This window comes from Arthrobacter sp. PAMC 25486 (genome assembly GCF_000785535.1).
Taxonomy (GTDB): domain Bacteria; phylum Actinomycetota; class Actinomycetes; order Actinomycetales; family Micrococcaceae; genus Specibacter.
This window is the reverse complement of sequence record NZ_CP007595.1, coordinates 65,148-84,594: the sequence shown is the minus strand read 5'-3', so window position 1 is coordinate 84,594 and position 19,447 is coordinate 65,148. Positions and strand designations below refer to the sequence as shown.

The window sequence follows — 19,447 nt, the reverse complement described above, 5'->3', positions numbered from 1 at the left end:
ATCCTCGGGCAATCCTCAGCCTACTTCCACTCAGCAGGGCTCCGCGGGGAAGTGATGGAAACGTTATGGCTTCTCGATAAATCGTTGCAGAGCCCGTGACCTGCCGCTGCAGCCCGGAGTGGTGCGCCTTCCGGCGCCTTCACAGTGCCACCGCCGGAAACCCGTTTAAATAAGTCAGCCCGCAGGAGCATCGGCGAGATACTCAAGCGGGCCTAACCGCGGCTGACTCTGAGAAGAGCGCCTTGGCTACCAAGAACATTACCTGCCGCCTCGCCAATGTGCCGCATCGAAGTGCGCTGGTGAGCTGTACTTCACATCTCAGCGGGGTCGGCGAGTGAAACAGCCATGGCACGCCCGGAGGTGGTGCCGGGTTCCATGACGTCGGGCCACTTCGCGGCCATGACCAGCAGCGTGTTGGCGTCCTCCCCGCCGACGGTGCAGGAGAAGGCTCCCCTGTCCAGTTTAACTGTGCGCAGCACCTCGCCGCCGCGGGCCACCAGGACACAGTGCCGGTTGGGGACGTCGGCGTACCAAATGCCGCCGGCACCTTGGCAGATCCCATCCGGTGCACTGCCCGGCACGGCCGCCCACACATGCCGCGTGCCCAGCGTACCGTCGCCATGAATATCGAAAGCCGAGAGGCACCCGGCGTTAGATTCGGCAACAACCAAGGTGCCGCCGTCGTCCGTCACGACCATCCCATTGGGGAAGGCGAGGCCATCAGCCACAACGGTTGCGCCGCCGTCGGGCACCACAAGCGCGATCAACCCGGACGACTGCGCAGGCCCGGAGTAGTCGTAGCCGATGCAGTTGACATACGTGTTCTCACCGTGGGTGACCACCTCGTTCCAGGGAGTGGGCGAGAGCCGGGCAAGGTTCGCCACATGCGCAAAATCGCCGGCCGGGGTCAGTGTCAGCAGTTCGCCGTCCGCGCCGGAAACCACCAGCAGCTCACCATCAGGGCGCCAGTCGAAGGTAATGGGGAAGGACGGCACGGAGAAGCGCTGGTGCTCGGTGCCGTCGGGATCGATCGCGTGGATGCGCAGCGTCTTCCAGTCGGCGAACCAGAAACGACCCCCGTGCCAACGCGCCGACTCCCCCATGCCGATCCCTTTTGTGATGACGTGCTGGCGTTCCATGGCTCTCCCTGCATGCTGCATTGGATGGGGAATAGAGCCAGTTTAAGCGTCTTGTCCGGGCGAAGGAAGAGCCAGGGTGAGGGCGTGGGCAAGTACAGCTGCACTGGCACAAACTTGTCGGTGGAGTCCGACGGCGGAGGTGTGGCCGTGTTCCCCGCGTTGGCTGAGCCCTGGGTCAGGACGGTGACGTAGCCGTCAGTTGCTGCTTCCCGTTGCCGGTCTGCACCGCTGCTATGGGGCGAGTGCCACGATTCCCGTGATGGTGGCCGCCGTGGCGCCACCGTAGGCGAGCACCACCATCAGGATGCGCGCCTTGCTCGGCGCTATCGACTTGGCCAGCACCTCCCCTGCCACCAGGCCGGCAATGATGGCCGCGCCCACGGCCACCCACTCCCACGGTTCCATCACGGGCATGGATGACGGCGCGGCCACATACTTGGCTACAACGGAGGCAATACCCAGGGTGAGAAAGTAGGGCTGCATGGTTGCCGCAAATGACCGCTGGTCCCACTTGGCGGCGACGGCGTAGACGCTCATGGCCGGCCCGCCCACCCCGGCCGTGGTGTTCATGACGCCGCTGGCCGCTCCGGCAACCAGCATGGGTTTCACCCCTGATTCCGGAGGGAACGACTTCATCCGCAACGACACCGTGAGGCTGATCAGCACAACGAGGCCCACTCCGACCTGCAGCCAGGCCCCGGGCACGTACTTCACGACGACAGCCCCGGGCACAACCCCCACCAACGCAGCCGAGACCAGGATGAGATATTTTTTCCAGTCAACATGCCGAAACACCCTGAACAGCACGAGCAGCGAGGCTGCCACTCCGCAGACGTTAACCAGAACAATTCCGGTGACGGGCCCCATGAGCAGCACCAGGAAGGGTGCGGCCACCAGGGCGAATCCCATGCCTGTCAGGCGCTGCATGGCGGCACCAACAAAAATTGCAAGCATGAGGAGCACAGCCACCGCCACCGCCATGCCCCTCTCACTTCATGTCCCGCTTACTTCACGTCCCGGCCGATTGTGCCACAAGTGGAGGCGGGGATGCTCCCGCCCGGCCCCATTCGAGCACATCCCGGGCAGTGATCCACGCAACATTACTGGTTAGTAACAAATTTCCACCACAAACAGCCCTTCCCACGGTACGCTGACGATTATGAGCCAATACCAGCCTCCCATTGCAGACATTGCCTTCGCCCTTGAGCACGTTGTGGGTTATCCGGACATCGCCAAGCTGCCCGGTTTCGAACACGCTGACCTGGACACCGTCGTCGAACTTCTTGAACAGTGCGGTGAGTTCATGGCCGAGGCCGTGGCCCCCCTGAACCAGCAGGGCGACGTCCAAGGTTCCCACCTCCAGCCCGACGGGACGGTGGTCACCCCCGACGGTTTCAAGGAGGCCTACCAGCAGTACGTCGACGCCGGATGGGGTTCCGTGCCGCTGCCGGAGGAATACGGCGGCGGCGGTTTCCCGCGCACCATTGGCCTCGCCATCCAGGAAATGTTCAACAGCGCAAACCTGGCCTTCTCGTTATGCCCGCTGCTGACCCAGGGCGCCATCGACGCACTTCTGCACTACGGTGACGAGGCGATGAAGAACCGCTACCTGCCCAAGATGGTCAGCGGCGAGTGGACGGGCACCATGAACCTGACCGAGCCGCAGGCAGGCTCGGACGTTGGTGCCCTGACCACCAAGGCCGTCAAGAACGCGGACGGCAGCTATGCCATCACCGGTCAGAAGATCTTCATCACCTACGGTGACCACGACATGGCCGAGCAGATCGTGCACCTGGTCCTGGCACGCACCCCCGGCGCCCCGGAGGGCACCCGCGGCATCTCCTGCTTCATCGTGCCGAAGTTCCACATCAACGACGACGAGTCGCTGGGTGAACGCAATGGCGTGCAAACTGTGTCATTGGAACACAAGATGGGCATCCATGCCTCCCCCACCTGCGTGCTGTCCTACGAGAACGCCACCGGCTATCTCATCGGCGAAGAGAACAAGGGCATGCGCATCATGTTCGTCATGATGAACGCCGCCCGCCTGGGCGTCGGCGCACAGGGCCTGGCCGTGGCCGAACGCGCCTACCAGCAGTCACTGCAGTACGCCCAGCAACGCCAGCAGGGCCTGGCCCCTGGTGCCACCGGCACCAGCTCGGCCATCATCGACTTTCCGGATGTGCGCCGCATGCTCATGACCCAGCGCGCCAGCATCGCCGCCCTGCGCTACCTGATCCTGCTGGATGCCAGCTATGTGGACCACAGCACGAACGATCCCGACCCGGGCGTCCGCGCACGGGCCGATGAGATTGTGGGCCTGCTGACCCCGATTTGCAAGTCCTTCGGCACGGACCTCGGCAACGAACTGACATCTCTGGCCCTGCAGATCCACGGCGGCATGGGTTTCATCGAGGAAACCGGCGCAGCCCAGCATGTGCGCGACGTTCGTATCGCCGCGATCTACGAAGGCACCAACGGCATCCAGGCCGCGGACCTTGTGGGCCGCAAGCTGGGCGTCCGGGGCGGTGACTCGGTCCTGGAGTTCCATGCCACCATGCGTGAAATCGATGCCGAGCTGGCTGCGGCGGGTGCCGACTTCGCGGGGATCCGATCAGAGCTGGACCGCCAGTTCACGACACTGGAAACAGCGACCAAATGGATGCTGCGGACCGGCCAGGGCGATCCGAACTCCGTTCTGGCAGGTTCCACACCGTACCTGCGCATGTGGGGGCTGTGCACGAGCGCCTGGATGTTGGCACGCGCGGCGGTTGCGGCGGCGAAGACCGATGACGCGCGGCTGGCAAACGAGCAGTTGGTGCTGGCCCGCTTCTACGCCCAGCAGCTGCTGCCCCAGTGTGCAAGCCTGCTCGGTGCCGCCACAGCCGGCGCCGATGACTTGTTCGCCCTGGATGCGAACTCTCTGGCAGGCACCGGCCACAAGGTCAGGAGCTAGGAGCCGACTCGTTGGCGGCTGCGGCAGGGTCCGCGCTGCTGGCGGGCGCCACCGGCTGGCGGAGAATGGTTTTGAGCTTCTCCGGGGACGAACGGCGCGGATCGCTCAGGTAGATCTCATGGTGCTTGCCGTTGAAGGCAAGGTTGTTGGCGGGCATGAACTCATGGTGCAGCCGCGCCAGGACGGGGCCTTCGTTGTCGTAGGGGCCAATGTGGAGGATCTGGACACTGAGGCCTTCGTACAACTCGTCAATACGCAGGCGCGACAGCCCCGGCAGCTCCTTCTTCGCGGCCACCTGCGCCAGAATGTCCGTCACAAGTTCGGTGGTGATCCAGTCCGGCTGGCTGATCATCATGGTCCAGTCCCAACCGGCTTTGTCCCGGCTTGCGCCGTCCGTGCCCCCAGCACCGCCGGCGGTGAAGGCGGCCATGTCTTCCGCCCACCACAGGCCCTCCAACGGCGCCACCACATAGTCGCGGTCCAGCTCTTTCTTGCTGTGGAACTTCAGCGCATAGGAGGAGGCGTACAACGCCTCGACCGCCTCGGCGTATGCGGCGGAGACGTTGGGATCACCGTGCCCGTCGATGGCCAGAAAGCGCATGGGCGGAACCTTGACGAGGCTGAAATTTTTGGCCGAGGGCGCGTATAGCGGCCTGAGCGCTCTTTTGACATCGTATTTTTCCATGGCTGTCCCCATCCCCGCTGGTTCATTGTTGTCCAGCCTAAATCGTTTACCGCAGCGGCGACAGGTGGCCGCTGCAGGCAAGGAGTCCCATGTCTGCTGAATTGACCGTGCGACGGCGGCACTCCCGGCCTTTGTGGTGGGGTTTTGTGCCCTTTGTGCTGGCCTCCGCAGTCCATGTTTTCGCGCTGTTTGCCGCGAATGAGGCCGTTGCGGGGCCCACCAAGTTGCTGCTCATGCCGGCACTGGCCTTGGCCGCGGTGTGGGGCATGCGCCGGTTCACCAGCACGGTGGTCCTGTGGTTGCTCCTGGCCGGGCTGTTCTTCTCATGGTTGGGCGACGGTGCCGGCACCTTCTTCCCGTTTGCCCCGACACTGCCACTGATGCTGCTGTGCTTTGGCATTGCCCACCTTTGCTATATGGGGGTGTTTTGGCGCCATCTCGCCGTCAGGCCGCTGCCGTGGTGGGCGCTGGTCTTTGCGGCCTGGTGGGTGGTGCTGCTCATCTTCCTGTGGCCCCGTGCTGGTGGGCTGGCCTTCGCCGTGGCAGCCTATGGCCTGGTGCTGGGCGGCACGGCGGCCCTGTCCACCCGCTGCCATCCAGTCATCTTGTGTGGCGGCATCTTCTTCCTCGCCTCGGACACCATACTGGCGTTTCGGATCTTTGCCCTGGAGCTCATGCCTGGATGGAGCAGCGCCATGGTGATGCTGACGTACACGGTGGGTCAGGGCCTGATCATTGCCGGCGCACAGCTCAGCGGCAAACCTGCCACGATCCGCAGCTAGCCGCACACGTTGGCGCCGGTTCACGGCGCGCTTTCACTGCTCTCGGTTACGAACGCACCCACGTGCCAAGGCCGAGCGAGTCAAAGAATTCGAGCCGCAAAGTTGTGCTGCCGCCTGCACCGACCCCAAAAGCCGCCGAAGACAGTGAACCCTCCGGCGCGTTCTCACCTGTTGGCACAAAGGAAAAAACGTTGGCATCCCAGTGGCGCAAGGGCAGCGCATAGTTACCTTCGGGCCCCAGCGAAACCGTGAGCTTGCCGGCGTCGAGCTGCACCGACGCGGGCCCGTGATAGGCGTTGGCATACTTCCCTGCCAGCCCTTCCAGGGAGTCCGACGGCGCGGGCCGGGACGGTGCGGCAGCGCCGGCCAGGTCTCCCTCGGGCGCGAAATACCCGGCCATCGCCATGCCATAGTCGGCCACCCAGTCCCGTCTGACGGCACCAAATTGGGCGCAGTCCAGGAACTCGGCCCCCACGGCCTCCGCAGCACCAATGGGACCGGCGTTGGTCAGCACCACGATCCCGACATCCAGGGATGGAATGAGGGACGTGCAGGTCCCCGCACCGAGGAGGAAGGCACCCGAATGCGAGAGGCTGACCCTGCCGCCGGGCTGTGTGCCCACCCCGAATCCATAGCCGTAATGGCTGGCACGGTCATCCGCGGAGGATGAGTGGGCGGCAATCATGTGCGCCGTCACCGCTGGCAGCAGCGCCTCCGGCTTGATGAAATCTTGTCCTTGCAGCGTCCCCTGGCCCAAGATCAGCGCCATCCATTTCGCAAGGTCTTCAACGTTGGAGCTGACCCCGCCGGCCGGGGACTGGGCATCGGCGTTGCGTTCAAAGAGTGCAGCAAATCCTGTGGCTGTTTTCGCATGCAGCGCCGCCCGATTGGCACGGGCAAGGAAGCCTGCATGGGTGGAACTTGTGGAGTCCATGCCCAGCGGCGTGTACAGCTCGCGTTGGGACAGCTCTACCCAGGGCAGGCCCGCCTGCTGCGCCACGGCTTCCGCCGCCGCTGTCAGGCCAAAGTTCGAATAGTTGTAACTGCTTCTGAAGGGCTGCAGTGGAACCAGGGCCAGGCGGCGCAGAACCGTACTGCGGTCATGGCCGATGTCTTCCAGGCTGTCGCCGGCCGCCTTGGGCAGCCCCGACCGGTGCGAATACAGGTCACCCACGGTCAGGGTTCCGCTGATGTAGGGGTCGTTGAGTGCAAAGCCGGGCAGCAGGGCGGAGATCGGGGTCTCCCAGCTGAGGGCTCCGTTGGAAACTTGCGAGGCCACCACGGTGGCCCCCACCGGCTTGGACAGTGAGGCGATTTGAAATACTGTTTGGGCATCGATCGCCGCGGTCCCGCCCAGCTTTTTCACCCCGTATCCCTGGGCGAATACCGTTTTTCCGGCATGCACCACGGCAACTGCCATGCCCGGAATTTTAGTCCTCTTCAGGTTTTCCTCAATGATCCCGGGCAGCTTCTCCAGCGCGGTTTCGATGCTGTTCGCGGGCGCCTCCACGACATCTTGGCTGGGAAATGCTCCGGTGGTGATCTTCACGTGCTGCTGCGTGGCAGTTCCTTGCTTGGCGAGCCGGGTGGGGCTTGGCGCCCACTTCACAGTAGAACAGTGATCGCCGGGCCTGTCGAGGGCGGGTTCACTGCGTTGCATCCCACACCCCCCTGTCCCGTGCTGCGGCCACGGCGGCGGCCCGGTCCCGCAGGGACAGCTTGGCCAGGATGGTGGCCACATTGTTCCGCACGGTCTTCTCGGAAAGGTACAGCCTCCTGGCGATCTCATAGTTGCTGCGGCCGGCAGCCACGTGGGACATAACCTGGTTCTCCCGTGCGGTGAGCTCAGCAAACACCTGTGGGGCAGCCCCCGAACCGGAGGCGCCCTGCAGGGAAATGTCCGCCATTCCGACACCCCGCAGCAGGTGCGCCGTAACCCGCCTGCCCACATCACTGCCAAACACGGTGTCCCCCGCGGCAACCGTCAGGACCGCCCGCACAATCTCGTCCCTGCCCGCGCCCTTGAGCAGGTAGCCTCTGGCACCGGCCCGAATGGCACCCAGAACTGCAGCGTCGTCGGCGTGCATCGTCAGGACCAGCACGCCGATGTCGGGGAAGGTGTCGCGAATGTTCGCAATGGCACTTGTGCCGTCCACACCCGGCATTTCCAAATCGGTCAGGACGACGGCGGGACGTTCCGCGGCCACCACACGGGCCAGCGCTTCCCCGTCCCGGGATTCCCCCACGACCGTCACTTCGGTGCTGCCTGCGAGCGCAGCACCGAGTCCGTAAAGGAACATGGGATGGTCGTCGGCAATGACGATGCGCACGGGGTCGTTCATGGCACCGCCTCCAGGGGGCTGACAGCCGCGCGGTCCCCCTCCGGCAGCGGCAGCGATAGGGGCGAGGACAGCGCCGGCGATGGAGGCGGGGACAACGGCAGGGACAACGTCACCGTAGTCCCGTCGGGCGAGGAGGCACCGTCCACAGTCCCTCCCAGAGTCGCCGCCCTTGCCCGCATGGAAGCCAGCCCAATGCCGGGGATTGCGTCGGCTGGAATTCCCCGGCCGTCGTCGTGCACCCTCAACGTCAGGAGCCGGGCAACGGCCGTGACCTCGACGGTGACCGCTGTGGCGTGTGCGTGCCGGGCCGCATTGGCGACGGCCTCGCTGGCGACGTTGTACACAGCCTCCTCAAGGCCTGGCGGAAGGACCGGCAGGGCGCCGATCTTGACCTGGCTGGGCAGGTGACCGGCCACGGCGTTGATGCGTTGCGGCAGAGCCCCCGCCAACGTCCCGTCCGCGAGCGCGGCCGGAGCCAGATCGTCAAGGATCCGCCGCACCTCGGCGACGGCCGCCGTGACCTCCCTGTGCAGCACGTCAACCAGTTCGCGCGGGCGTGCATCGCCCACGGCATCGCCGAGCCCCTGCAACCCCAGGCCCACCCCGGTGAGCAAGGGACCGAGCCCGTCGTGCAGGTCCCTGCGCAGCCGTTCCCGTTCACGGCCGGTTGCCCCCAGCACGGCGTCACGCTGCTCCTGCACCTGTGTTGTCAGCGCCAGGGCATGCACGACGGCGGCCAGCTGGGGCGCCATGGCCCGGAGCAACCGCTCGTCCCGACTTGGGTAACGCTCCCCCGGCGTCCGCCCACCCACCTCCAAGTCGCCAACAACGACGCTGCCCAGGGAAAGCCGGGCAGTGAAGTCGGCCGTTCCGGCACCCCCGTCCGTGTCCGGATCAATGGCCGGTCCTGCACCTCCGACTGCCGGGGCGCCACCCACATGGGCGAGGGTCACGCCGTCGGGCTTCACAATGCGCACATAGGTCGCCTTGACGGCATCCTGCACTCCGGCAAGGACCACGTGGAGGAGTTCACCCTCCCGCGCACCGGCGGCGAGGGTGCCGAGCTGGGAAACTGCGCTCATGGGATCGGACCGGCGCCCGTACAGGAGCACGTCGACGCCGCGCTGCAGCCACGTGCGCAGTGGACTGAGCCCCACCGCCACGAGGGCCGCGCCCACCACGGCCACGAGCGGCTCGCGCGTGAGCTGGACCCCGGCAGCCGCCAGGGCCGCTGCATACACTGCAATGATGCACGCGGTCAGCAGCCCGTACACGAGGCCGCGGCGCAGCACGGTCTCGATGCCCAGCAGCCGGTACCGGAGGATGCCTACGGCGATCGCGGCGGGGAACAGGTACAGCAGAGGGCCAGCAGCCAGCGGCCGGGAATGCTGCCTCCGGCCAACTGTGTGGCCAGAAGAGCAGCCACGGTGACCAACAGCCACAGCAACTGTGCACGCTCGGGCGCCCGGGCCCGGACCAGGCGCACCACGCACATGGCCCACACTGCCAGCACACCCAGGGCAAAGGTGGCTCCCGGGACCAGCACCATCCAAGCAGGCGGCCCGTCCAGGGACGCAATGCCCGCGGGGCCCGGAACCGAGAGTGCCGCCGAGGCCAGCACCCCAGCGGTCCACTGGATCTGGAGCAGGATCGCACCCGCAATGACGGCCGCCGCAGGCAGCAGCCAAGCACGCCCCGGCCACCGGCCTGACGGATACAACACGGGCAGCAGCCCAATCATCACGTAAATGGCCAAGCCCGTAACTATGGAGAGCACCAACCCTCCGGCCCGACCCTGCCAGGGGGCGTTGGGATCCAGCACGCCGTACCAGCCAGCGTTGGCAACACTCTCCTCCGCCAGCCCCACCTGGGCCAGCGTCCCCACACCCAGCATGATCCAGCCGAGCACGTTGCCTGGCCGCAACCAGGCCAACACCCCTCCCACAGCTGCCCAGCCCAGTCCGGCAACAGCCTCCGCGACCGCGGGGATGAGGCGCAGCAGCGCGGTGTCTGCAACCGAGCGGTGTTGCCACTCGGCGATGCCGGCCACGACGGCTGCCGCTACGGCAAGCAGCAGCAACGAGCCCGCCACCGGCTTGCTTCGTGCCATGCACAGCTTCACCACCCCATGCAGTGTCATGGCCTTAGTCTCCCTGCCCCCGGACAAACGGACAAGGGCGGATTATCCCGTCCATCCGGGCAAAGTGCCCGTCCTGCCGGGTCTCCCGTCCCTGACGCCTGCGAGGTCGGGCAGGCCACCATGGAGGGAGCAACACGTCGGATACACGCTAGAACACTTGTTCTAATTCTTGTTCCAACACTTAAGGAAGGGTCAACCATGTCCAGCCATTCCAACCGCATCACTGCCCCAGAAACCGCGTACGGCGCCGACGAAACGGACGCCAGCCTGACCACAGTGAACGCAGGCCCTATCCCAGCCCGGGCCGGCGCATTCCGGGTGGTCATGTTCAGGGTCACGGCAGCTGTCATCGCTCTGCTGCTGCTGGTGGGTTTTGGCGCCTGGCAGTCGATTCTCACCCCGTGGCTGGCACTGGCTGATTCTGGCGGCCACGGCTGGGAGCGCACGCCGGAACTGCACCGGCTGGCCGACTCCGCCTCCGCGCTCCTCATGGCGGGCGTTGGCCTGGCCGCCCTCTTCCTGGCCATCCGGCCCGCAGGCCACACGGCGCTGGTGTCCTGGACGGCTGCCACGCTCGGTGCCATCGGGGCCGTCGGCACTGTTTCGGCAGCCATCCAGGGCCAGGACGTACTCAACGCGCTCCTGTTCACCGTGGTGTGGATTGCCGTGCTGGTCGTGCCCTTTGTGCTGCTGCACCCGGAGCGAGCGGCCGTGTTGCGCGGCGGCCCCTTCGGCGGTTCCTTCGCCACCACACTCGGCGGCCCGTCCCCGTTGGCCAGGGCTGGGCTGCTGGTCCTTGGCGCCGCGGGACTGGCCATGGCAGCCGCCGTCGTGCTCTGGCGTGTGGGCGGCGGCATCTTCGAGAACCCGCAGGAGGACGACGTCGTCGGGCTGGCCCTGCTCGGCCTGTCCCTCACCCTGGGCGCCTTCCTGTGCGTTCGACGCCGGACCGGCTGGCGTGCGCTGGCCTGGCTCCTGTGCGGGATGGGCGCCTATTGCGTGGCGGCCGGGGTCACTATTGCCCTCGGCTGAGGGCCGGCCGCGGCTAGTGTGGTGCCATGAAGATTCATGCTGCCGCCCCCGGCAGGGCCTTGCGGACGTTCACCGTTGATGCGCTGCTGTTTGATCTGGACGGGACACTGATTGATTCGACCCCGGCCACCGAGCGGGCCTGGCGACTCTGGGGTGAGCGGATGGGACTGGAAGGTTTCCGCTACGGCAGCCACGGTATGCCGGCCCAGGCCCTGGTGACCCGCCACATTGAGCCCAAGCGGCAGGCTGAGGCGTTCGAACTAATCAAGGCCCTTGAGCTCGCCGACACCGGTGGCGTGGTGCGCAAGGACGGGGCCGTTGAGCTGCTGGCGTCACTGCCTGCAGGCTCGTGGACCATCGTCACCTCATGCACCCTGGACCTGGCGCTTGCTCGCATGGCCGCCGCCGGGGTGGCCAGACCCGAGCACCTGGTCACCGCTGACCAGGTGCTCGACGGCAAACCGCACCCGGAGCCATTCCTGCTCGGGGCCTCCCGGCTCGGCGTGGACATCAGCCGCTGCCTCGTGGTGGAGGACGCACCCGCCGGGCTGACCTCCGGGCGGGCGGCCGGTGCGGTGACGCTTGCCGTGGTTGGGACGCAAATGGCCAGCGAGCTCGACGCCGATCATACGGTCCACAGCCTGGCGGATGTGAGCGCCACTCGCCTTCCGGACGGGCGGATCCAGGTCAGCCTGCGTCCGGCTGGCTGACCCGCTAAACAGGCTGACCCGCTGCACACGCTCCGGGCTTTGCGGAACCTGCTTTAAAATTTCAGCCGGTCAAGTTCCCGCAGCAGCCTTGGACGGTTGCGGTTCGCCTCCCGGATTGCAGCGAGCAGGGTCGCTGTCGCCTCGGGGCGCCCGGCTGCGGTGGATATGGCGCGGTGTTTTCGCAGGCGCGCCGTTGCGGTTCTATAGTTGCGGGCATCCGCAACAGCGAGGCCCCCGACGATGAGTTTTTCGAGCACGAACAGGACGGCTGCGGGATCATGGACCCGGTGGGCGTCGATGAGCTTTTCCCAGAGGTCACCCCGGTCCAGGCCCACCCGGTACGCTTCCGCCCAGGCCAGGGGAACGTCCTTCAATGTCAGCAGCAGGAACTGAACATAGTCATCCGGCCGTCCAGCCAATGTTGCCAGCACCTCTGCGCGCATCGACGGCCAGGCCCCCGTTGGCACTGCGGCGTCATGGAGCCGGGATGCCTGAACAAAACTTGGCCACCGCTCAAACACAGCGAGGCGGGCAGCCAGTTCCTCCCCGGGAGCATGTTCGTGCAGCAGCGCGCACCAATATTCCCCTGCGGCTTCGCCTTGGTGGCCGTTTTCCAGCAGCGCGCCACGCTTCGCCCAGTCCATGGCCAGACCCGTCTCGCCAATTTCCGCGAGCGCTTTCGCCGTGTTGTGCAGCTTGTAGGAGCGTGATTGGTCCCCTGCGTGGGTCTCGATGATCCGGGGCACGTCCCTGTGGGCCACGGCAAGCCGTTCGGCGTTGTACGCCAGCACGAATCTGGCATGCGTGTGTTCGCTGAACTGTTCCCAGGCGGCGGGATCGTCGAGGTAGAGCCTGCGCGCAGCTTGTTTCTGGGCCTCGTCCATCTCGGGCGGGATTCCCGCAGCCACCTTGTCGAGTTCGGCCCTGTACTTTTCAAGCCCCTTGGGGCCAAGGGCCGCCGCGTAGTCGACCGGATCGGGCATGACGAAATCCTGCCCGTCGCCGAACTGGAACTGGATCGTCCACGACACCAACCGGCCCGGCGCCGGAGGCGCTTCCCGGCACAGTCTGGCGTGGAGTGTCATCAGGCGTTCGAAGGTGCCGCCGATGCTGCCATTCGAGTCGTCGGCGTGCAGCATGACCCGTCCCATCGCTGCCAGAGCTTTTTGAACCACCGGGAGCACCACGGCCGCCCCGTCTCGTCCTACCGCTTCTTCCAGCAGCCCAATGCCATCCTCGGCCTGTCCGCAGTATCGACGGACCGCATCCCATCGATGCAGATTTGCCCGGCTGCGGAACAGCGGCAGCACCTGCTTGCCCAACGTTGCACCACTTAATTCCACCATGGCACCATCCTTCCATCGTTGCGGTGCCCACTTCGACCCAACTGGCCGACGTCACAGGGGCAAGGTGCCGCCGTCGTTGGTTTCTTGCCGCTTTTCCTCCGGCGGATACCAGAGGCGCGTTCCCTTGGTCCGGGCGAAGCGGGTCAGGGCATGCGGCTTGACGGACGATTTACCCATGATGTCCATGACCGCGATCTCGCGGACCAGCAGGGCGTCACCGATGAGCGAGCGGTGGCAGCGCCACGGTACAGCCTCGGCGCACATGATCACCACCACCTGCTTGGCTGCTGCGTCGATCAATTCCCCCACAGCTGCGGTGAATTGGGTGGTTTGCATGTAGTCGGCATAATTTCGGAAACTTTTATTCCGCCACGCCCCGTTGATGGACTGCGCTGCAAGGGCCGCGGGCGTATGCCGCAGCCCGCCGAGGTCCTTCATCTGCCGGTACTCGATGCCATGCCTGGGCATGCTGGCGGCCAGCGCATCCCCGCCGAATTGCGGATTGTGCCGGGAGCCGGGCACGGTCCGCACGTCAATCAGCAGCTCAATGCCGCTGACCCCGAGGATGTCGACGAACTCCTCGAGGGGATGCGTCGAGTGTCCAATGGTGAAAACTGTTGTCGCGCCCATGGCTGCCTCCCGTAGTGCCCATGGTAGCCGCACTCCTGCCCACCCGCTTTGGGCATGAAACAGCCGAACGTAGAGTATCCCTGCGAAAATGACACCGGTCCCGGGTAACCCGGGCGCATTGCCCAGATGGCCGGGACCTGGTCCGCTAGCGGACCGTGCGTACCTGCTTAAGCAGGGAAGAACCCCCACATCGGCCGGCGTGCCCGGCCGCTGTTTCCGAGTCGGTAAATAGTCAGGAGTCCACTCATGTTGACGCACTCGGCCAGAACCTCGCGCAAAGGTCGGCGTTTTCCTTGGTCGATGTTGGCGTTTCGCTTCTTTGCCGCTTTGGGGGCATTCATCTTCCTGGTCCTGTTTGGGGAGGGGCGCAAGATGCTCAGCCCGGGGATCTCCCAACCGGAAAGCGACAGCCTTGACTTCGGCTGGGACAGGCATGCTGATTTGTTCCTGATTCCAGATGCTGCCGCCACTCTTTTTCAGTTCACTTTGGGAATAGCAGCATTGATCCTGGTAGTCCGCCCGCTGGGGCGCTCGGCGTTGTTCCACCCGCAGCGCAAGGCAATCATCCGGGGTGGGCTGCCCGAGAAAGAAGCGGCGCCCGGAAACCTTCTCGGGCTTGACGTTGGGGTGATCGGCCTTGCCGGGTTGGGGCTGCCCGCCGCCTCGACCCTGTGGCGGGCGGGCGGCGGCGTCTTCGAGAAGCCACACGAAGACAGCGTTCTTTCACTCGTGATGTTCGGCCTGGCCTTCGCATTGGGAGCGCTTCTTTGCTGGGTGGGGAGGGAAGACTGGAAGACGCTGGCTTGGATCCTCAATGGCATGGTTGCGTTTGCCGTGGTGGCGCTGTTGACCATCACAGTCTCGTAAGACTCCGCTGATTATTTACGATGGTTGTGGCGCGCCTCCTTGGTTTTCGGTGGGGTCTCTAGGGCATGTTGCATGCAGGGCATGCAGGTCTCGCAGCGCTGATTTCTGGATGTAGAGGCACTGGCCGGAGAGTTATTGGCTCCGGACAGCGCTTTCGCTTTTGTGGCGCAACATCAGGGGCGGTTGTTTCCGGACTCGATGACGAAGGATATGTTTCTCTCCCACCGAGGAACGGCCCGTGGCGGCACCAACCCAGTTCCGGGGCAGCCATGACGATTCGAAGTGTGTCTACACGGTATCCGGCCGGCTGAGGCAACATCGGGCAGTTCCAACGGGCGCCTCCACGAAAGGGACGGCGTTTGCGGTTAAAGCCGGCGTTAGAACACCGGCTTTAACCGCAACCGCCGTCCTTTTTGCAAAAGGGCAACAAAAAACCGCCCAAACTCCGGGTGTTCCCAGTGTTTGAGCGGTTTCGTATCGGTCGGGCTGACAGGATTTGAACCTGCGACCCCCTGACCCCCAGTCAGGTGCGCTACCAAGCTGCGCTACAGCCCGATCGTTCATCTTGGGAAACTATCTCCCGCGGCTGAACCACCGGAAAAAGTTTACCCCATATTTTGTACCACTTTGACCACTTTGGCTGTGATCGCCATCTCATGCCCGGCCGGAAGCCTGTCCGCACCGGGCATGAGGCATGGAGCTACTTCTTCTTACTGCGCTTTTCACGCACGCGCATGTTGACCTCGATGGGCGTGCCCTCGAAACCGAACGTCTCACGCAGGCGGCGCGTGATGAAGCGGCGGTATCCGGGGTCCAGGAAGCCTGTGGTGAACAGGACGAACTTGGGCGGACGGTTGGAGACCTGGGTGCCGAACAGGATACGGGGCTGCTTGCCACCGCGCACGGGGTGCGGGTGCTCGGAGACGAGTTCGCCCAGGAACGCGTTCAGGCGGCCCGTGGGGATGCGTCGGTCCCAGTTTTCCAGGGCCAGGTCCAGGGCAGGCACCAGCTTGTCCTTGTGCCAGCCGGTCTTGGCCGAAATGTTCACGCGGGGTGCCCACTCCACGTGGGCCAGGTCGGTTTCAATTTCGCGTTCCAGGTACTTGCGGCGCTCGTCGTCCATCAAGTCCCACTTGTTGAACGCCAGCACCAGTGCCCGGCCGGATTCGATGGCCAGCTGCAGGATGCGCACATCCTGCTCGCTGAGCACCTCATCCACCGCAATGAGCACAACGGCGACTTCGGCCTTTTCCAGGGCTGTCTGGGTGCGCAGTGAGGCATAGAAGTCAGCACCCTGAGCCATGTGGACGCGGCGGCGGATGCCTGCCGTGTCCACGAAGCGCCAGGTGCGATCGCCCAACTCGATGAGCTCGTCAACAGGGTCGCGGGTGGTGCCTGCAACGTTGTCGACCACCACACGCTCGGTCCCGGCCAGCTTGTTCAGCAGCGAGGATTTACCCACGTTCGGACGTCCCAGCAGCGCGATGCGGCGGGGTCCTCCGGTGCGTTCCAGTCCGGCGACGGCGGAGAACTCCGGCAGGACCTCCATGACACGGTCGAGCATGTCGGCAACACCGCGGCCGTGCACGGCGGAAACCGGCATCGGCTCACCCAGTCCGAGGCCCCACAGCATGGCCGCGTCGGCTTCCTGAACGAGGTCGTCAATCTTGTTGCCGATGAGGATGACCGGCTTCTTGGCCTTGCGCAGCATCCGCACAATGGCTTCGTCCGACGCGGTGATGCCAACAATCGCATCCACCACGAGCAGCACGGCATCAGCCATTTCAACGGCGATCTCGGCCTGTTCGGCCACGCGCAGGTCCAGGCCGCGGGCATCGCGTTCCCAACCGCCGGTGTCCACGAGGGTGAAGTGGCGCCCGTTCCAGTTGGCCTCGTACTGGACGCGGTCGCGGGTGACACCGGGGGTGTCCTCCACAACTGCCTCGCGGCGGCCAAGGATACGGTTCACCAGCGTGGACTTGCCCACGTTGGGCCGTCCCACGATGGCCAGCACCGGGTTCTGACGGGTCGGATCAAAGTCGGAACCGTCCTCGAACTCGCCGGACAGCAGTGCTGCATCATCGGCGTCGAGCTCGTAGTTCGCCAGGCCGGCCAGCAGCCCGGCCGCGCGGGCGTCGGCGTCCTCGTCGGAGATGGCCGCCACCCGCTCAGCGATCTGGTCGGTGCCGGTGGGCACGTATTCCTGGTCCTCGCCGGATGTGGCTGACTTGGGGTCGCTCATGGTTGCTGTCCTTTATGCTTTGAAGATAGGTCATCGTCCGCAGGCAAATCCTGCCCAGTTGCGGTCTGTGCGGCGGCAATGTGACCCGCCAGCCGCAGGCGGATTTGTTCGGTTGCTCTGTCCATTGAAACACGCCCGGAAACTCCCGGCTCACGCGTGATCATCAACGGCTCCCCAAACACCACGTGCAGCTTGCGCCGCGGTGCCGGAATCTTGTTGCGGTGTTCCCCGCTGCGCCGGGTGCCCAGAATGGCAACAGGCACGACGGCGGCCACCGAGTTAAGTGCCAGCCACGCCACTCCGCTGCTCACGGTTGCGGCGTGCCCACTCCCCCGGGTGCCTTCCGGCAGGATTCCCACGCAGTCACCCCGGTCAAGGACGGCTTTGGCGTATTGCAGCGCTGCCCGGTCCCCGTCACGGTTCACGGGGATCTGTCCGGAGGCGTGCAATACCCGGCCCAGTATTCCCTTGAACATGTCGTGGCGGACCATGACGTGCATGTAGCGGTTGCTGGCGCCCACCATGACGGGTCCGTCAAGGTAGCTCAGGTGGTTGGCGGCAAACACCACCGGGCCACCTGTTGGAATGTGCTCTCGCCCCGTAACAGTGGTTGTGTACACCACATGGTCAATGACACGTCCCAACGGCCTGCTCCAGCGGGTTTTCCAGGGCGGCGGGGCGCCCGTCAAAACACGCAACGGTTTTTCCTTGGTGCTCATCCAGCCGGGCCTGCTTTGACGGCCTGGCGGATAACGCCAATGACGGCGTCGACGGTCTGTTCGAAGTCCAGGTCGGAGGAGTCAACCGTGTATACGCCGTCGGCGGCGCGCTGGAAGTCAACGACCGTTGCGTCCTTCGCGTCGCGTGCGAGGACCTGTTCGGCGAGCTGTTCGGCACTCTGGGTGCCGCCGAGCTGCAAGCCGCGGCGGCGCAGGCGGGCTTCTTCGCTGGCAGTCAGGATCAGGCGGGCCTCGGCATTGGGGGCGACCACGGTGGTGATGTCCCTGCCTTCAACCACGATGCGGTGGCCATGTTCTGCAATGAGTTCCTGCTGGCGGCGCACCAGCTGCGCCCGGGCACCCAGGTTGGTGGCGACGGCGCTGACAGCCTCGGAAATTTTGGGTTCCCGGATGGCCTCGGTGACGTTGATGCCGTTGACCCTGACCAGTTCGGTCTCGGGAACCATGCTCTGTTCCATGACGATGGTGCGTGCGGCGGCCTCGACGGCGGCGGTGTTGCTAAAGCTGATGCGCCCGTTCAGGCAGTGCCAGGCCACGGAACGGTACATGGCGCCCGTGTCCAGGAAGGCCAGGCCGAGGCGCTGGGCAACGGCCTTGGACACACTGGATTTGCCGGATCCGGACGGGCCGTCAACGGCGACGACCAGGGACTTGCCCTGGCGCAGCGCACGCTCGTCGGCGCTGTCCGCATCGGTGTTGTTCAGTTCAGCGTTGTTCAGTTCAGCGTTGTTCATTGGATTACCTTCCAGCCACGTTCCATCAAATCTTCCACGAGGGCCACACGCTTGGCGGGCAAGACCGAAAGCTCCACCATGCCCACCTGCAGCCCTGCCGAGTGGTCAAGGCGCAGGTCTTCAACGTTGACGCCAATCTCACCAATCTCCGTCAACAGGCTGGCGATCTGCCCGGGCTTGTCATCAACGAGCACCGTCAGCCACGAGTATTGCTGGGCGGGGCCGCCGTGCTTGCCCGGAATCCGGCTTTGGCCTTCGTTGCCTTCTGTCATCAGCTGCGCCAAATCCAGCCGCGCCCCCGGAGCGGTGGGTGCAGTGAGCGTGTTGATCAGCCGGTCCAGGTCCGTCCGAACCCCTTGCATGATCTCCAGTAGTTTCGGTGCGTTCGCACCAAGAATCTGCACCCACAGGGCGGGGTCGCTGGCTGCAATACGGGTCACGTCCCGCAGCCCGTTTCCGGCCAGGGACAGCGAGGCCGACGGTGTTTCCGCCAGCCGACTGGCCATGAGGGAGGCCATGACCTGCGGCAGGTGCGAGACGAGAGCCACGGCGCCGTCGTGCTCGTCCGGAGTGAAACGGAAGACGACGGCGTCCAGGTCAATCGCCAGCGAATGTGCCACCTTGAGGGCGTGCGCGCCGCTGGCCTCCGACGGGCACAACACCCACGGCATGGAGTTGAACAGCTCGCCGCGGGCCGCCACCGGCCCTGAACGTTCCCGCCCGGCCATGGGGTGCGTGCCCACATAGCGTTCAAGGGAGTCCGCCGGCAAGGCATCCATGGCCTCAAGTTCGGCCAGGATGGCGCCCTTGACGCTGGCAATGTCAACCACGACGGCGGACGGGTACCGCAGGAGCGCGGCCGCCACTACCTGGGCGGTGACATCAGGCGGTGCCGCCACAACCACCAGCTCGGGGTGCAGCTCCTCGGCGGTGCTGAAGGCGCGCCCGGCGCCAATGTCTACGGCCACTGCCTGGGCAGAGGGTGAGGGGTCGCTGAGCACCACGTCAATGCCGCGGGCGCGCAGCCCCAAACCAATGCTGGCCCCCAGCAGCCCGCTGCCAAGGACCAGCACAGGCCCGCTCAAGTGCGAAGGATTCATCT

18 protein-coding genes and 1 tRNA gene are annotated in these 19,447 nt (G+C 65.3%); 5 read left to right on the top strand and 14 right to left on the bottom strand.

Annotated elements, in window-relative coordinates; all coding sequences use genetic code 11:
* Window positions 1-311: 311 nt before the first annotated feature.
* Complete coding sequence (locus art_RS00390) at window positions 312-1,139, bottom strand: SMP-30/gluconolactonase/LRE family protein (RefSeq protein ID WP_038461756.1); 828 nt, start codon at window positions 1,137-1,139, stop codon at window positions 312-314.
* A 231-nt stretch (window positions 1,140-1,370) separates the two neighbouring features.
* A complete protein-coding gene (locus art_RS00385) occupies window positions 1,371-2,093 on the bottom strand; it encodes a sulfite exporter TauE/SafE family protein (RefSeq protein ID WP_253901422.1) in 723 nt (240 codons plus the stop codon).
* 205 nt (window positions 2,094-2,298) lie between these two features.
* Between art_RS00385 and art_RS00380 the strand changes: the two genes are divergently transcribed.
* Window positions 2,299-4,095, top strand: coding sequence for an acyl-CoA dehydrogenase (locus tag art_RS00380; protein ID WP_038461750.1), 1,797 nt, complete (start codon window positions 2,299-2,301; stop codon window positions 4,093-4,095).
* Here art_RS00380 and art_RS00375 read toward each other — a convergent pair.
* Window positions 4,085-4,780, bottom strand: a complete 696-nt coding sequence (locus tag art_RS00375) for a GyrI-like domain-containing protein (protein ID WP_082000488.1) — start codon at window positions 4,778-4,780, stop codon at window positions 4,085-4,087. The two genes, art_RS00380 and art_RS00375, sit on opposite strands and share 11 nt — an antisense overlap.
* Window positions 4,781-4,869: 89 nt before the next feature.
* On the opposite strand from art_RS00375, the gene art_RS00370 reads away from it, so the two are divergent.
* A complete protein-coding gene (locus art_RS00370; protein ID WP_038461747.1) occupies window positions 4,870-5,562 on the top strand; it encodes a lysoplasmalogenase in 693 nt (230 codons plus the stop codon).
* A gap of 46 nt (window positions 5,563-5,608) precedes the next feature.
* On the opposite strand, the gene art_RS00365 is transcribed toward art_RS00370, so the two are convergent.
* The 4 genes from art_RS00365 to art_RS00350 are packed head-to-tail and all read right to left on the bottom strand — an operon-like array spanning window position 5,609 to window position 10,044.
* Entirely contained in the window at window positions 5,609-7,171 is a 1,563-nt protein-coding gene (locus art_RS00365; protein ID WP_216699568.1) for a serine hydrolase, read from the bottom strand.
* A gap of 37 nt (window positions 7,172-7,208) precedes the next feature.
* A complete protein-coding gene (locus art_RS00360; RefSeq protein WP_038461741.1) occupies window positions 7,209-7,904 on the bottom strand; it encodes a response regulator transcription factor in 696 nt (231 codons plus the stop codon).
* On the bottom strand, window positions 7,901-9,346 hold the full coding sequence (locus art_RS00355; protein ID WP_157875066.1) for a sensor histidine kinase: 1,446 nt from the start codon (window positions 9,344-9,346) through the stop codon (window positions 7,901-7,903). Before art_RS00355 ends, art_RS00360 begins: the two co-directional genes overlap by 4 nt.
* Entirely contained in the window at window positions 9,232-10,044 is an 813-nt protein-coding gene (locus art_RS00350) for a hypothetical protein (RefSeq protein WP_038461735.1), read from the bottom strand. The genes art_RS00355 and art_RS00350 overlap by 115 nt, the downstream gene beginning before the upstream one ends.
* Window positions 10,045-10,242: 198 nt before the next feature.
* Here art_RS00350 and art_RS00345 point away from each other — a divergent pair, with 198 nt between their 5' ends.
* Together art_RS00345 and art_RS00340 are read left to right on the top strand one after the other, a co-directional pair.
* Window positions 10,243-11,076 carry a hypothetical protein gene (locus art_RS00345; protein ID WP_038461733.1) on the top strand — a complete coding sequence of 278 codons (834 nt, stop codon included), beginning with the start codon at window positions 10,243-10,245 and terminating at the stop codon, window positions 11,074-11,076.
* 26 nt (window positions 11,077-11,102) lie between these two features.
* On the top strand, window positions 11,103-11,786 hold the full coding sequence (locus tag art_RS00340) for an HAD-IA family hydrolase (RefSeq protein WP_052135834.1): 684 nt from the start codon (window positions 11,103-11,105) through the stop codon (window positions 11,784-11,786).
* A gap of 53 nt (window positions 11,787-11,839) precedes the next feature.
* Here art_RS00340 and art_RS00335 read toward each other — a convergent pair whose 3' ends face one another.
* Together art_RS00335 and art_RS00330 are read right to left on the bottom strand one after the other, a co-directional pair.
* Window positions 11,840-13,132 (bottom strand): DUF6880 family protein, encoded by a 1,293-nt coding sequence (locus tag art_RS00335; RefSeq protein ID WP_052135833.1) that lies wholly within the window; start codon window positions 13,130-13,132, stop codon window positions 11,840-11,842.
* A 51-nt stretch (window positions 13,133-13,183) separates the two neighbouring features.
* Window positions 13,184-13,762: a DUF488 family protein gene (locus art_RS00330; RefSeq protein ID WP_038461731.1), complete on the bottom strand. Its 579-nt coding sequence runs from the start codon at window positions 13,760-13,762 to the stop codon at window positions 13,184-13,186.
* A gap of 246 nt (window positions 13,763-14,008) precedes the next feature.
* Between art_RS00330 and art_RS00325 the strand changes: the two genes are divergently transcribed.
* On the top strand, window positions 14,009-14,629 hold the full coding sequence (locus tag art_RS00325; RefSeq protein ID WP_038461728.1) for a hypothetical protein: 621 nt from the start codon (window positions 14,009-14,011) through the stop codon (window positions 14,627-14,629).
* A 481-nt stretch (window positions 14,630-15,110) separates the two neighbouring features.
* Here art_RS00325 and art_RS00320 read toward each other — a convergent pair.
* From art_RS00320 to art_RS00300, 5 genes are all read right to left on the bottom strand, one after another.
* Window positions 15,111-15,184: transfer RNA gene (locus art_RS00320), tRNA-Pro, on the bottom strand.
* Window positions 15,185-15,329: 145 nt separating this feature from the next.
* Complete coding sequence (gene der / locus art_RS00315) at window positions 15,330-16,871, bottom strand: ribosome biogenesis GTPase Der (RefSeq protein ID WP_038461726.1); 1,542 nt, start codon at window positions 16,869-16,871, stop codon at window positions 15,330-15,332.
* A complete protein-coding gene (locus tag art_RS00310; protein WP_082000023.1) occupies window positions 16,868-17,590 on the bottom strand; it encodes a 1-acyl-sn-glycerol-3-phosphate acyltransferase in 723 nt (240 codons plus the stop codon). The genes der and art_RS00310 overlap by 4 nt, the downstream gene beginning before the upstream one ends.
* Window positions 17,587-18,345 (bottom strand): (d)CMP kinase, encoded by a 759-nt coding sequence (cmk, locus tag art_RS00305; RefSeq protein ID WP_082000022.1) that lies wholly within the window; start codon window positions 18,343-18,345, stop codon window positions 17,587-17,589. Before cmk ends, art_RS00310 begins: the two co-directional genes overlap by 4 nt.
* Window positions 18,342-19,445, bottom strand: coding sequence for a prephenate dehydrogenase (locus art_RS00300; RefSeq protein WP_038461724.1), 1,104 nt, complete (start codon window positions 19,443-19,445; stop codon window positions 18,342-18,344). The genes cmk and art_RS00300 overlap by 4 nt, the downstream gene beginning before the upstream one ends.
* Window positions 19,446-19,447: the final 2 nt, after the last annotated feature.